The organism is Actinomyces provencensis (genome assembly GCF_900155435.1).
Taxonomy (GTDB): Bacteria; Actinomycetota; Actinomycetes; order Actinomycetales; family Actinomycetaceae; genus Pauljensenia; species Pauljensenia provencensis.
Genome location: NZ_LT700212.1, coordinates 1,832,142 through 1,845,100, shown reverse-complemented (window position 1 = coordinate 1,845,100; position 12,959 = coordinate 1,832,142). Strand labels below are relative to the sequence as shown.

The 12,959-nt window shown below is 69.9% G+C and carries 12 protein-coding genes; 9 read left to right on the top strand and 3 right to left on the bottom strand.

The annotated features are described in order from the left end of the window. Positions 1–304: 304 nt before the first annotated feature. Positions 305–601 carry a co-chaperone GroES gene (gene groES, locus BQ9890_RS08165; protein WP_075890730.1) on the top strand — a complete coding sequence of 99 codons (297 nt, stop codon included), beginning with the start codon at positions 305–307 and terminating at the stop codon, positions 599–601. A 183-nt stretch (positions 602–784) separates the two neighbouring features. Here the strand turns inward: groES and BQ9890_RS08160 are convergent, their stop codons facing one another. Beyond that, a complete protein-coding gene (locus tag BQ9890_RS08160; RefSeq protein ID WP_075890728.1) occupies positions 785–1,072 on the bottom strand; it encodes a WhiB family transcriptional regulator in 288 nt (95 codons plus the stop codon). A 317-nt stretch (positions 1,073–1,389) separates the two neighbouring features. Here BQ9890_RS08160 and BQ9890_RS08155 point away from each other — a divergent pair, with 317 nt between their 5' ends. After that, complete coding sequence (locus tag BQ9890_RS08155) at positions 1,390–2,331, top strand: MerR family transcriptional regulator (protein ID WP_075890726.1); 942 nt, start codon at positions 1,390–1,392, stop codon at positions 2,329–2,331. 64 nt (positions 2,332–2,395) lie between these two features. Here the strand turns inward: BQ9890_RS08155 and BQ9890_RS08150 are convergent, their stop codons facing one another. Further along, positions 2,396–3,706, bottom strand: a complete 1,311-nt coding sequence (locus tag BQ9890_RS08150) for an ISL3 family transposase (RefSeq protein ID WP_075889109.1) — start codon at positions 3,704–3,706, stop codon at positions 2,396–2,398. 173 nt (positions 3,707–3,879) lie between these two features. Between BQ9890_RS08150 and BQ9890_RS08145 the strand changes: the two genes are divergently transcribed. Next, positions 3,880–5,163 carry an AGE family epimerase/isomerase gene (locus BQ9890_RS08145; RefSeq protein WP_075890724.1) on the top strand — a complete coding sequence of 428 codons (1,284 nt, stop codon included), beginning with the start codon at positions 3,880–3,882 and terminating at the stop codon, positions 5,161–5,163. A gap of 274 nt (positions 5,164–5,437) precedes the next feature. Beyond that, positions 5,438–6,958: an IMP dehydrogenase gene (guaB, locus tag BQ9890_RS08140; RefSeq protein WP_075890722.1), complete on the top strand. Its 1,521-nt coding sequence runs from the start codon at positions 5,438–5,440 to the stop codon at positions 6,956–6,958. Between the two features lie 188 nt (positions 6,959–7,146). Here guaB and BQ9890_RS08135 read toward each other — a convergent pair whose 3' ends face one another. Continuing rightward, the gene (locus tag BQ9890_RS08135) at positions 7,147–7,857 is read right to left on the bottom strand and encodes an exonuclease domain-containing protein (protein WP_075890720.1); all 711 of its coding nucleotides are present in this window, start codon (positions 7,855–7,857) and stop codon (positions 7,147–7,149) included. Positions 7,858–8,117: 260 nt separating this feature from the next. Here BQ9890_RS08135 and BQ9890_RS08130 point away from each other — a divergent pair, with 260 nt between their 5' ends. The 5 genes from BQ9890_RS08130 to BQ9890_RS08110 all read left to right on the top strand — a co-directional run bounded on the left by BQ9890_RS08130 (position 8,118) and on the right by BQ9890_RS08110 (position 12,950). Then, positions 8,118–8,708, top strand: coding sequence for a hypothetical protein (locus BQ9890_RS08130; protein ID WP_075890718.1), 591 nt, complete (start codon positions 8,118–8,120; stop codon positions 8,706–8,708). 142 nt (positions 8,709–8,850) lie between these two features. Beyond that, on the top strand, positions 8,851–9,975 hold the full coding sequence (locus BQ9890_RS08125) for a GuaB3 family IMP dehydrogenase-related protein (RefSeq protein WP_075890716.1): 1,125 nt from the start codon (positions 8,851–8,853) through the stop codon (positions 9,973–9,975). Between the two features lie 82 nt (positions 9,976–10,057). Continuing rightward, positions 10,058–10,654, top strand: coding sequence for a hypothetical protein (locus BQ9890_RS08120; protein ID WP_043536281.1), 597 nt, complete (start codon positions 10,058–10,060; stop codon positions 10,652–10,654). 144 nt (positions 10,655–10,798) lie between these two features. Further along, entirely contained in the window at positions 10,799–11,428 is a 630-nt protein-coding gene (locus BQ9890_RS08115; RefSeq protein WP_075890714.1) for a hypothetical protein, read from the top strand. A gap of 151 nt (positions 11,429–11,579) precedes the next feature. Beyond that, positions 11,580–12,950 (top strand): MFS transporter, encoded by a 1,371-nt coding sequence (locus tag BQ9890_RS08110; protein WP_075890712.1) that lies wholly within the window; start codon positions 11,580–11,582, stop codon positions 12,948–12,950. Positions 12,951–12,959: the final 9 nt, after the last annotated feature.

The following is a 12,959-nucleotide window of genomic DNA, read 5'->3' as shown; positions in this document are numbered from 1 at the left end:
GCGTGGCGCCGGTGGGGTCGGACCGGGGGGCCCGTGCGGCGCCGACGGGGTGCGCGGGGTCTCCCCGTCCTCGTGCTGCGGTGGTGCGGTGGGGCGCGGCGGCAGGCGCGGAAGGGTTCGCGGACGTCACGAGGGCGGACACCACGGACGTTGGCACTCGGGTTGTCAGAGTGCCAGCCGCGTCCTAGACTTGTGCGCGGAACGCGGCCCACAGCCGCGGTCGGGCCCCGGACCCTGACCCCCGCGACGGCAGGGTGGAACCGGGGCGCACCAATGCGCGAACATCAGAAAGGGAGTAACGACAGTGTCGATCTCCATCAAGCCCCTCGAGGACCGCATCGTGATCCGTCAGGTCGAGGCCGAGCGCACCACCGCGTCCGGTCTGGTCATCCCTGACACCGCCAAGGAGAAGCCGCAGGAGGGCGAGGTCATCGCCGTCGGACCCGGTCGCATCGACGACAAGGGCAACCGCGTCCCCATGGACGTCTCCGAGGGTGACACCGTGATCTACAGCCGTTACGGCGGCACCGAGGTCAAGTACGCCGGCGAGGAGTACGTCATCCTCTCCGCGCGCGACGTCCTGGCGGTCGTCGAGCACTGAGCCGCCGGGCGCCCGGCCACCGGGTGCCCGACAGCCCGACCACCGCGCGGTCACTGTGATGCGACTGCACAGGTCGGACAGTACGACGGAAGGGGCCCACCCCATCGGGGGTGGGCCCCTTCCGTGCGTGCGGACACGGGTCGGGCCCGGCACCTGTGCGGTACCGGGCCCGGCGTGTGGGGATCAGGCGGTGCGACGCTGACGCTGGAGGAACTCGCGGCGCTCCTCCTCGGTCATGCCGCCCCAGATCCCGTAGGGCTCCTGGGCGCGCAGCGCGTGCTCGCGGCACTGCTCGATCACCGGGCAGGTGGCGCACACGGCCTTCGCGGCTGCTGCGCGACGCCGACGGGTGGAGCCGCGCTCCCCCTCGGGGTGGAAGAAGAGCTCGGTGTCCATGTCGCGGCAGGCACCGTCATACTGCCATTCCCAGGCTTCGATCATCGGTCCGGGGAGTCGTGAGACGTCGGTCATTGGATCCCTACCTTCCGTTGTCTGAGGGGATGGTCAGGTGGGAGCACCCGGCCGTTCCGATCTGTGGCAAGGCTACAGAGTTACGCACCACTTATTCAAGAGTGGTCCAGCAACTCTCCGTAAACTCCCAGCTTGGGACCCATTCCTGAATGTCGCCTGACAACCATCAGCTCGTCCCTGCCTCGGGGTGCCCGTTCCCGGCGGCCCGAGTGGCAGGAAACGCCTGATGCGTCGACAATCAAGGGTGTGCGGGAGGCGGAGACGGCCCGCGGACAAGTACTGAACACTCCGGAACACGACGGGGAAGGGGACACGGGATGCCCAAGGCGCAGATCATCCGCGCAGTCCCCGGTGTCCCCCTCTCGGTGACGATGGTCGCCGCACGCCTGGGGGTGTCGGCCTCGACGTTGCGCACCTGGGAGCGACGCTACGGACTGGGCCCCTCCGAACGGCGGGCCGGGACGCACCGTCGGTACCGTCCGGAGGACGTCGCGCGTCTCTCACGCATGCTCGAGCTCGTCCGCTCCGGAGTGGCGGCCGCGGACGCCGCGGCCACGGTGCTCTCCCTGGCGGATGAGGACCTGGGTAGGGCATTGGTGGGGACGAGTGTCCCCTCCGGTCCCGAGGACCTGGTGGAGGCCGCGAAGCTGCGGGACCAGGAGCGTCTGGAGCGTCTCATCGCCGCCTCGGTCTCCGTCGTCGGCCTCGTCCACACCTGGTGCGACCTCATCGAACCGGCCATGGAGACGATCCTCGGCTCCGACGAGGGGGAGGAACCGGGCAGTGCGCCCTCGTCCTTCCTCACCGTCGCGGTCCTCGCGGTCATCCGCTCCGTCTCGGAGCACTGCCCCACCGCGCCCACGCCTGCGGCAGCGCCCGTGGTGGTCCTGGCGGACCGGGACCATTCACTGGCCGCACACGTGGCAGGCGTCGCCCTGCAGTGGAACGGGATCCCGACCGCCGTGATCTCCACCGGCCCCCATGCGGGGAGCACGGGATCGGGGCGTTTCGCGGCCCACCGTGCGCGTGCCGGGGACTCGGTGGCGGTGGTGATGGGGCGGGGCGCCTCCTGCGAACGCCTCATGCGTGCCATCGCGGGTTCCGGGGAGGTCGACATCGTCCTGGTGGGCGCGGACTCCCCCCACGTCCTCGACCAGCACGTCCAACGGGTGCGCACCCTCTCCGCCTGCGTGGACGAGACCGTGGCCCTGGCGCGCGCGAAGGCCACCCAGGGTGAGGAGCAACTGCTGGAGGACTGAGCCGGGCAGGACGTCGCAGCTGTCCAGCGGTGGTAATTTTGGGCGCTTCTGACTCTTCCGTGGGTCATGGTCGGCCGGGGAGGGTGGGGCGGTGGCCGCCGAGGGTGAGCATGGCCAGGGCGATGAGTGCGTCGGGTGAGCGGAACCCGAACGCGACGCGGGTGATGAGTCGGATCTTGGTGTTGACGGACTCGATGCGCCCGTTGGAGAGTCCGTGCTCGATCGCGGCGAGGATCCTCTCGCGGTGTTTCACGATCGAGCGTTGGAGTTTCACGAAGGCGGGGATACGACATCGCCTGGCCCAGGAGATCCACCGCTCCAGTGCGTCGATGGCTTGCTCGTAGGGCAGCTTGAAGACGACCCGTAGTCCTTCTTTGAGGAGGTAGGCGCGGTGCAACCTGGGGTCGGTCTGCGCGATCCAGGCGAGCTTCTCGGTCTGCCTCTCGGTGAGATCCTCAGGGTTCTTCCACAGCGCGTAGCGTGAGTTCTTCAACCTGCGGGCTGTGTCGTTGGCGGGTCTGGCGGGTGCGTCTTTGCGAGGTCTGCCGACGTTGCGGCGCGGCTCACCCCGGGCGGCCTTGCGGGCATCGTTCCATGCCTGCCGGCGCACCTCATCCAGGGCGTCGGTGGCCCACTTGACGACGTGGAACGGGTCAGCGCAGCGCACTGCATGAGGGCACTTCTCCGCCACGACGTCGCCGATCCAGTCCGCCCCGTCCGCACTGACATGCGTGACCTGGGCGCACCTGCCCGCCCCGGAGGCCTCCAGGGCGTCAAAGAAGGCTCGCAGCGTCTTCTTGTCCCGCCCAGGCGCTGCCCACACGAGTCGGCCGGTGTCGTGACAGACGACGACGGTGAGGTACTTGTGGCCCTTCTTGTAGCTGATCTCATCGATCCCGATGCGGGTGAGCCCGGCGAACAGGTCGGTCTCGGCGGCGGTGTCGTCCCACACGCGGGCAACGATCGCTCCGACCGTGCGCCACGCGATGCGCATCAACTCCCTCACGGCAGACTTCGAGGACACTGTCGCCAACCACGCGACCTGATCGTCGAAGAACCTCGTGTGTCCGGCACCGTGACGCGCCCACGGCACCTGCGCGACGATCACCCCATGCTCAGTACACTTCACACGCGGCGCCTCCGCTTCCAGCCACACCGGGACAGGGCCCAGGTCCAGCGCCCTCCACCGCCGCAGCCCCTCACCGAGGTCGTAACGGGCAGCACGTCTGCCGCACCTCCCGCACCGAGGCCTCAGCTTCCCCGACGCACGCACCGACGCGACCACGATGCCCTCGTCCGCGTCATACTCGACCTGCTCGACGACCGTGGTCTTCTCGACTCCCAGCAGCCCTCGCCATAGGGTGGTTTCCTGCACGCCGTTCTCCCTGTTTCGTTACTGACTCTCGACAAGCCAGGAACATAGACGAGAGAACGGCGTGCACCCGTCCAGACCCGCCCAACCACCCACAGATCAGTCACAAGAGCCTAATTTTGGCTGGGGTCCCGATGACGGGCCCGCAACGACGCACCCCGCCAGAAAGGCCTTCGATGGACACCCCTTGGGACGATCGAGCAGTCCGCGCAGAGTTCGACACCGAGTTCCGTGCGGTCGTCGACTTCGCACGCAACTCACGGGTTGCGACCGGGTTCGGCTACATGGGACCCGAGGGTGAGGTCGACACCTCACGCCCCGTCGAACTGTGGATCACCTGCCGCATGACGCATGTCTTCTGCCTGGCGGCCCTGCAGGGCATCGAGGGTGCCGCGGAGCTCGCCGACCACGGGATCGCCGCCCTGAGGGGTCCCTTCCACGACGAGGAGCACGGCGGCTGGTACTCCGCGATCGCCCACGGCACGGACGAGCACGGCGCGGGCATCCCCTGGGAGGGAACCCGCAAGGAGGCCTACGCCCACGCATTCGTCGTCCTGGCCGGTACCTCGGCGGTGGCCGCCGGTCGCCCCGGTGGCCAGGAGCTCCTCGACGCCGCCCTGGACGCCCAGGACCGTTTCTGGTGGGAGCCCGAGTTCGGGCGCGTGCGCGAGTCCTGGGACGTCGCCTTCACGGAGACCGAGGACTACCGCGGCATCAACGCCAACATGCACACCACCGAGTGCTACCTCTCCGCCTGGGACGTGACGGGGGACCGCAAGTGGCTGGACCGTGCCCGCGGCATCCTCCTCTTCGTCCACGACCGCGCCCAGGAACGCAACTGGCGCATCCCCGAGCACTTCACGGCCGACTGGAAGGTCCTCCCCGACTACAACCGTGACCAGCCCGCACACCCCTTCCGGCCCTTCGGCGTCACCCCCGGGCACGGCATCGAATGGTCCAGGCTCATGCTGCAGGCCCGCGCGGCCCTGCTGGCGCTGGGTGAGGAACCCGGTGAGTGGATGCTCGACGGCGCCCGTCACCTCTTCGCACGCGCGGTCGAGGACGGCTGGGACGTCGACGGTGCGCCCGGCTTCGTCTACACGACCGACTTCGACGGGACGCCAGTGGTGCGCGAGCGCATGCACTGGGTGCTGTGCGAGGGCATCGGTGCCGCCGTGGTGCTGGGCCGCGTCCTCGCCGACGAGGGCGGACACGAGGAGGAGATCGAGTCCCTGAGCAAGGACTTCGCCACCTGGGTGGCCTACGCCGACCAGTACCTGCGGGAAGCACCCGGACGCTGGTACCACGAGCTCACTCCCGAGAATGCGCCCGGTACCCGTACGTGGCCGGGCAAGCCCGACGCCTACCACGTCGCCCAGATGCTGCTCCTGCCGCGCCTGCCCGTGACCCCGACCTTCGCCACGGCGATCAGGGACGGGCTCCTGGCCCCGCTGGACTGAGGGCTGCGGCCCCGCGGGGCCGCCACTGGGCCGGCGGGGCCCACGGTGTGTCCGGACACGCGGTGTCCGCGCACGCGGTGTCCGCCCTCGTGCGCGCACAGGTGGGCCCGGCCCCGTCCCCCGGGGGAGGCCACAGTGCCGGACGTGTGGGTCCGGGTGGTGCGTGTCGGACCACGTCACGGGTCCCTTCCCCCTCCCGGCAGCGACGACGCCCCCGTGGGGTGTGACCACTCTCGCGTCGGGGTGGGGGGTGGGCCCCACCTAAACTTGGGCCATGGGTGACTATGACGCGACCGACCCGTTCGGCCTGACCGGATTGACCTACGACGACGTCCTGCTCCTTCCCGAGCTCACCGATGTGGTGCCCGCGGACGTGGACACCACGGGGCGACTGACCAAGAAGATCTCATTGCACGTCCCCCTCGTCTCCGCGGCGATGGACACCGTCACCGAAGCGCGCATGGCCATCGCCATGGCCCGCCAGGGCGGGATCGGGATCCTGCACCGCAACCTCTCCATCGAGGACCAGGCGCAGCAGGTCCGTCAGGTCAAGCGCTCCGAGTCCGGGATGGTCGAGGACCCCGTCACCGCCGGACCGGACGCCACGATCGAGCAGCTCGACGAGCTGTGCGGTCACTACCGCGTCTCCGGCCTCCCCGTGGTCGACCACGATGACGTTCTCCTGGGCATCATCACCAACCGCGACCTCCGCTTCGTCCCCGCTGCGGACTGGGGGCACCTGACGGTCCGCGACTGCATGACCCCCATGCCCCTCATCACGGGCAAGGTCGGGATCTCGCGCGAGGACGCGAAGAACCTCCTGGCCGAGCACCGCATCGAGAAGCTCCCCCTGGTCGATGACCAGGGGCGCCTGGCCGGCCTCATCACGGTCAAGGACTTCGTCAAGACCGAGCAGTACCCCCACGCCACCAAGGACGCCCGGGGTCGTCTGGTGGTCGGTGCCGCCATCGGTTACTGGGGCGACACCTGGGAGCGTGCCCAGGCGCTGGCGGACGCCGGTGTCGACGTACTGGTCGTGGACACCGCCAACGGTGGGGCACGTCTCGAGGTCGAGATGGTCCGGCGCCTCAAGGCCGACCCGACCTTCGACGGCATCGAGGTCATCGGCGGCAACGTCGCGACCACGGAGGGCGCCCAGGCGCTCATCGATGCCGGGGTGGACGCGGTGAAGGTGGGTGTGGGACCGGGGTCGATCTGCACGACCCGTGTCGTCGCGGGTGTCGGCGTCCCCCAGGTCACGGCCATCCACCTGGCCGCCAAGGCCTGCCGTCCCGCGGGTGTCCCCCTGATCGCCGACGGAGGGCTCCAGTACTCCGGGGACATCGGCAAGGCACTGGTGGCAGGCGCGGACACGGTCATGCTCGGCTCACTGCTGGCCGGGTGCGAGGAGTCCCCCGGGGAGCTCGTGTTCACCAATGGCAAGCAGTACAAGCTCTACCGTGGGATGGGCTCACTGGGCGCCATGAGCTCGCGGGGCCGCAAGAGCTACTCCAAGGACCGCTACTTCCAGGCCGATGTCTCCTCCGACGACCAGATCGTGCCGGAGGGCATCGAGGGTCAGGTGCCCTACTCCGGGTCCCTGGCGGCGGTCGTCTACCAGCTGGTGGGTGGGCTGCACCAGACGATGTTCTACCTGGGGGCGCCGACCCTGGAGGACGTCAGGCGCAACGGTCGCTTCGTGCGCATCACCTCCGCCGGCCTGCGCGAGTCCCACCCCCACGACGTCCAGATGACCACCGAGGCTCCGAACTACCACGGGTTCGGGGCCAAGTGACGGACTGAGCAGCTGTCCGGACGGCGTCCTGCGGGACCCCGGACGCCGCCGTGTCTGTGGCGCCAGCCCAGCATGCGGTCGGCCACGTGCCCGGAGATCCGTGTCCGCCGAGTGAGTGGCGGAGGCGACGCGCGCACAGATCGCCCGGAGCAGTGCCGGGGCCGCACTCGGCTGCGTGGTGGGACCGATCAGCCCTGGGGCCAGTGGGGGGAGATGTGGGCGTCGCGTCCCTTGGAACGCAGCCACTTCTCGAAGTCCACGGCCCAGGTGCGGTGGGCGTCCACCTCGAAGGCGTGGAGCTCGGCACCGTCCATGGCGGCGATCCGTGGGAACCGACGGGCCATGGCAGCCAGGACGTCCAGGGTCATGGCCACGTCGACCTCAGCGGTGTGGGCGTCCTCGGACAGCTCCACGCCGTAGACCGGCGCCATGGCGGCGAGGGTCTTCTTGCCGCGCCGGTAGCGGTCCAGGGCCCGGTCGAGCACCAGGGGATCGACGACGGGTGCGGGGCCAGTGCCGAGGCGCTCCTCGAAGGAGCCCAGCCCGTGGCGACGCAACTCGTTGTTGACGAGTGAGATGTCGTAGGAGGCGTTGAAGGCGACCACTGGGTTGCCCTGGCGCCAGTGGTCGACGAGCGTGGTCGCGACCTCGTCGAGGACGTCCACGACGGGGCGGCCCTCCTCACGTGCCCGCTCGGTCGAGATCCCGTGGACCTCGGTGGCAGCGCCGGGGATCTCCACCCCGGGGTCGGCCAACCAGGTCCTCTCCCGGTCCGGTGCCGAGGCATCCATGCCACCCGGCCTCAGGACCAGTGCTGCGGTGACCAGCCGGTCACGTGCGACGTCGACCCCGGTCGTCTCGGTGTCGAAGCCCAGCCAGGGTGCTTCCGTCCAGTTCACGTCTCCTCCTCGGTCGCTCTGTTCCCGTGCCCACAGTGTGCGCCACGGCATGTGCACCTGGGGGACGGAGGGCGCATCTCCCCCAACTCCCCGGCCAGGAGGCCTCCCCCGGACGTGCGCGGGAGCGGAACTGTCCACAACTGCCCCTGCGGCCCGTCGTCCGTCCACAACCGTGGGCACCAGGACTGGCAGGGACGAGGGGTCGCCGGGAAGCTGGCTCCACCGTTGGCATCCGCCGATGGGTCGGGCAGAATGGGGACGTGGTCACGGTGAGTGCGGAGATCATCACGACGATCGGCACGGTCGGCGCGGCGTTGATCGCGCTCCTGACCTACTTCCACATGAGCAGCACCAGGATGGAGGCCCGGCTGGACGACCGCTTCCTCCGGATCGAGAACGAGCTGCGTGACACCAGGGACTCGCTGCATCGCGAGATCGTCGAGGGGGACACCGAGACACGCGGTGAGATCGCAGGTCTGGCGATCTCCCTGCGTGCGGAGATCGCGAGTGGGGATGCGGCCCTGCGTGCCGAGATGGCGGGGCTGGGGACCGCCCTGCGTGAGGAGATGGCGGGGCTGGGGACCGCCCTGCGTGAGGAGATGGCGGGGCTGGGGTCCACCCTGCGTGCGGAGATGGCCAGTGGTGACGCCGCTGTGCGCTCCGAGTCCGCCCTCCGCTTCGACGCGGTCACCAGCAGGTTCGACCAACTCGATGGCAGGCTCGACGGCATCGACGGGCGGCTCGACAAGCTCGATGTCGGCCTGGAGGGCCTGCGGCGGGAGGTCACGGAGGTGAAGATCTCCGTCGCGAGGCTCGAAGGCCCCCGTCCCCGACTCATCGAGGCCCGGTGACCCCTGCTCCCCGGGCGACACCTGTCCGCTTCGGGGATGCTGCCGCCTGCGGCCGGTCACACCCGGTCCCCGACGCGACGGGCCCGCAGCCGTGTGGGGCTCCCGTGACCCGTTCCGCAACGCGTGCGAATAGGATCGACCCGTGAGCAACGAAGTGGAGATCGGCCGGGGCAAGCGCGGACGCAGGGCCTACTCGCTCGACGACATCGCACTGGTGCCGTCACGGCGCACCCGCGATCCCGAGGACGTCAACGTCGGGTGGCAGATCGATGCCTACCACGTCGACATCCCGATCATGGCCGCCCCCATGGACTCCGTGATGAGCCCGACCACCGCGATCGAGTTCGGGCGGCTCGGGGGGATCGGCGTCCTCGACCTCGACGGCCTGTGGACACGCTACGAGGACCCGACGGCGCTCTTCGAGGAGATCGCCCACCTGCGCGAGGAGAACTCCATCGCGCGGCTCCAGCAGATCTACTCCGAGCCCATCAAACCAGAGCTCATCACCGCGAGGCTCCAGGAGATCCGCCGGGCCGGGGTGGTGGTGGCCGGCAAGCTGTCCCCCCAGCGCACCCACCGCTACTGGCGCGCTGTGGTCGACGCCGGGGTCGACCTCTTCGTCATCCGTGGGACCACCGTATCGGCCGAGCACGTCTCCTCCCGCTCGGAGCCGCTGAACCTCAAGCGGTTCATCTACGAGCTCGACGTGCCGGTCATCGTCGGGGGTGTCTCCACCGACACCGCTGCCCTGCACCTCATGCGCACGGGTGCGGCGGGAGTCCTCGTCGGGTTCGGGGGAGGGGCGGCTCACTCGACACGGCGCTCCCTGGGGGTGCACGCCCCCATGGCGACCGCCATCGCAGATGTCGCCGCAGCCCGGCGTGACTACATGGACGAGTCCGGGGGACGCTACGTCCACGTCATCGCCGACGGTGGCATCGGCCTGTCCGGGGACCTGACGCGGGCCATCGCGTGCGGCGCGGATGCGGTGATGCTGGGTGCCGCCCTCGCACGCGCGGAGGAGGCCCCGGGGCGCGGATGGCACTGGGGGTCGGAGGCCACCCACCCCGACATGCCGCGCGGGCACCGGGCCCATGTCGGCACCGTGGGCACCATGCGCCAGATCCTCTACGGGCCCTCCACCCGGGCGGACGGATCACTGAACTTCGTCGGTGCCCTGCGCCGCACCATGGCCTCCACCGGCTACTCCGAGGTCAAGGACCTCCAGCGCGTCGAGGTGGTCGTGAGCCCCTACACCCCGTCGTGACGAGGACGTCGTGGGTGGCCCTCCGGTCTCCCTGTGACGGCACCGCTGTCCGGGTCCCTCCGGGTCTGGGACACTGGGAGCCATGACAACTCGCATCTCGGACGACGACTTCAAGGAGCTCGACTGGGGGTTCGGCGGCGACCGTGGACGTGCCGACACCCTCGTGGCGTGGGTCAGCGATCCCGAATTCGTCCTCGACGAGGACGTGGACCCGCTGGGCATGCTGGAACTGGCGGGCGAGGACTTCGCCGGCCTCGGGGAATGGGAGGACGCCGAGAAGGTGGCACTCCTCGCGGAGGAGGTTGACCCTGGCGGGGATAGGGGAGCCTACGTCGCTGCGCTCACCCGGATGGAGGTGGCAGCGGCGAGGGAGGACCTCAAGGTCCTCACGGACGTCGCGGACGGGCTGGCGCGACGCAGACTGCGCGATGCCGACATCCACACGAGGATCGGGGAACTCCTGGAGGGGTGTGGCGAGCTGACCCGTGCGGAGCGCTGGTTCACGAGGGGAATCCTCGTGGGCGAGGCTGCGGGGACCAAGGAGTACGCACTCCTCACCACCCGCAACGGGCGCCGACGGGTGCGCCGCGCCCTCGGGAGACCCACCGATGCGATGGACGAGGAGGGGGACGCCGTGCGCGCCCGCATCAACGACTGGATCCGTGGTGAGGAGGGATGACGTGCACCACTGCGTGGCGCCCCTGCCTGCCCCTGTCCGGTCCACGCGCCGGCTGGCACGGCGAGTGGTCCGGGACACCCGGGGCCGCCATGTCCGCCAGCGCCTCACCCACCCGACACCCGTCGCCCCGACCCGGAGCTCCCGATGAACACCGTGCATGACGAGGACGCGACCGCGGAGGGCCTGTCCGGGTCCCGCGGCCTGCTGGCCAACACACTGCCCACACCCGCAGGCACGTTCGCACTGGGCGCAGCCGTGCTGGCCGCAGCCGTGGTGCTCGGCGTCGCCGGGGGCACCACCCCCGCCCGGATGGCGGGGAACTGGCTCTTCGGTGTCGGCCTCGTCCTCCTGCCCCTCGCCGGGGTGTGGTGGCTGCTGGGACACGCGGTGCCACTGGTGGTGGGTCGACGTCTCAGGGATCGTGTGCGGCCCGCGGGGCTCGCCCTGCGGGAAGGGGCGCTGTGGTCCTTCTGGCTGGGTTGGGTGCTGCTCGCCCTCTTCCAACCGGGTGTGTCCGGCGCGACGGGAGGCATCGCCTCCCCGGTGGTCCGTGTGGCTGTCGGCGCCCTGGTGGTGCTCGGCATTCTCGGGCGGGGGCTGCGTCTGGACGAGGCCGAACGCCTGGCCCGGGGGGCCGGGTACGGCCGGGGGGCACTGGGGACCGTCCTGTTCGTGGGGAGTTCCATCCTCCTGGGCCTCCTCACCGTCGCATCCGTCTTCGTGCTGATCCTGGCCATCGGTCAGGGCTACAACGCTCCTGTTCCCGGCGCCTAGGACCCTCCGCGTCTGCACCCTGACGCGGAGGGGCGGGGCATGAAAGTACCAGGACCGGGCATGGGGAGTGCTGGGAGGGGTCCCGTCGTGTGACGAGACTGGGGGACGTCGGCGGAGCGGCCGTCGACCGGACACGATGAGGTGACCTCCTGTGAACCCACGGACACATCCCCGACTGGTCTTCGGCTTCGTGGCCATCGCCGTCTTCATGACGGGCGACGGCTTCGAACTGACCTTCCTGTCCAAGTACCTCGTGGACCTCGGGTTCTCGGCGACCCAGGCGTCCCTCGTCTTCACCTGCTACGGCCTGGTCGCAGCGTTGGCGGGCTGGTCCTCGGGCGTGCTGGCCGAGATGTTCGGCGCGCGCCGGATCATGCTCGTCGGTGCCGGCGCCTGGGTCACCCTGCACCTCGTCCTGCTGACGGTGGCACTGCCACTGGGCTCCTACCCCCTGATCCTGCTGGTCTATGCGCTGCGTGGCGTCGGATACCCCCTCTTCATCTACAGCTTCGTCGTGCTCATCGCCCAGACCGTCGACACCGCGCGGCTGGGTTCGGCGATGGGATGGTTCTGGACCTCCTACTCCATCGGCATCGGGGTCCTGGGTGCCTACCTGCCCAGCTGGACGGTCCCCTGGATCGGGGAGTACCACACGCTGTGGCTCTCACTGGGATGGGCACTGGCGGGCACGCTCATCTGTGTCCTCCTGGTCCCCCGCAGCCCGGCGAGGGCGGACTCGGAGGGGCTGGACCGGTCGGAGAAACTGCGCGAGCTGACGCGCGGGGCCACCATCCTCGTCGAGGACCGTCGCATCGCCGTGGCCGCGGTGATCCGCGTCATCTGCAACCTGACGCTCTACGGGTTCCCCGTGATCATGCCCCTGTACCTGACGGGGAACACACCGGGGTCCTCCGACTGGTTCACCCTCTCCGACTGGATGAGGATCTGGGCGGCGATGTTCACCGTCACGGTCTTCGGCAACGTGATGTGGGGACGCCTGGGGGACCGCTTCGGTTGGATGCGGCAGATGCGCTGGTACGGCTGCTGGTTCTGTGCCGCTGCGACCCTCGCCTTCTTCTACGCGCCGCGGCTGTTCGGGGCGAACATGGGCGTCATGCTGGCCGCCGCGGTCCTGCTGGGTCTCGGCGTGACGGCCTTCGTCCCGATGGGGGCCGTCTTCCCGGCGCTCGCGCCCCGGCACAAGGGCGCTGCGATCTCGGCCCACAACCTCGCCTCCGGGCTCACCACATTCGCAGGGCCCGCCATCGCCACGGTGCTGTTGCCGGTGGTCGGGGTGGGTGGGGTCTGCTGGACCTACGCCGGGCTCTACCTGGTCGGATCCGCCCTGACCTTCCTCGTGCACCCACCCCAGCCGGGTTTCGACCTCTCCGGACACAGGTTGCCGGCCTCGGCTCCGGTCGCGGCGCCACCGCCGGCGTCCGCACCGGCACCGGTGACCGCAGCGGCGTCAGTGTCCGCACCGGCCCCCCTCACCCCTGCAGCCGTCCCACCATCCGCCTGACCACCCACC

What these genes read in the sequence shown, in the direction of transcription:
- BQ9890_RS08145 (WP_075890724.1), top strand. Translation starts at nt 3,880, where the DNA reads ATGGACACCCCTTGGGACGATCGAGCAGTCCGCGCAGAGTTCGACACC.
- BQ9890_RS08120 (WP_043536281.1), top strand. Translation starts at nt 10,058, where the DNA reads ATGACAACTCGCATCTCGGACGACGACTTCAAGGAGCTCGACTGGGGG.
- guaB (WP_075890722.1), top strand. Translation starts at nt 5,438, where the DNA reads ATGGGTGACTATGACGCGACCGACCCGTTCGGCCTGACCGGATTGACC.
- BQ9890_RS08155 (WP_075890726.1), top strand. Translation starts at nt 1,390, where the DNA reads ATGCCCAAGGCGCAGATCATCCGCGCAGTCCCCGGTGTCCCCCTCTCG.
- BQ9890_RS08115 (WP_075890714.1), top strand. Translation starts at nt 10,799, where the DNA reads ATGAACACCGTGCATGACGAGGACGCGACCGCGGAGGGCCTGTCCGGG.
- BQ9890_RS08160 (WP_075890728.1), bottom strand. Translation starts at nt 1,072, where the DNA reads ATGACCGACGTCTCACGACTCCCCGGACCGATGATCGAAGCCTGGGAA.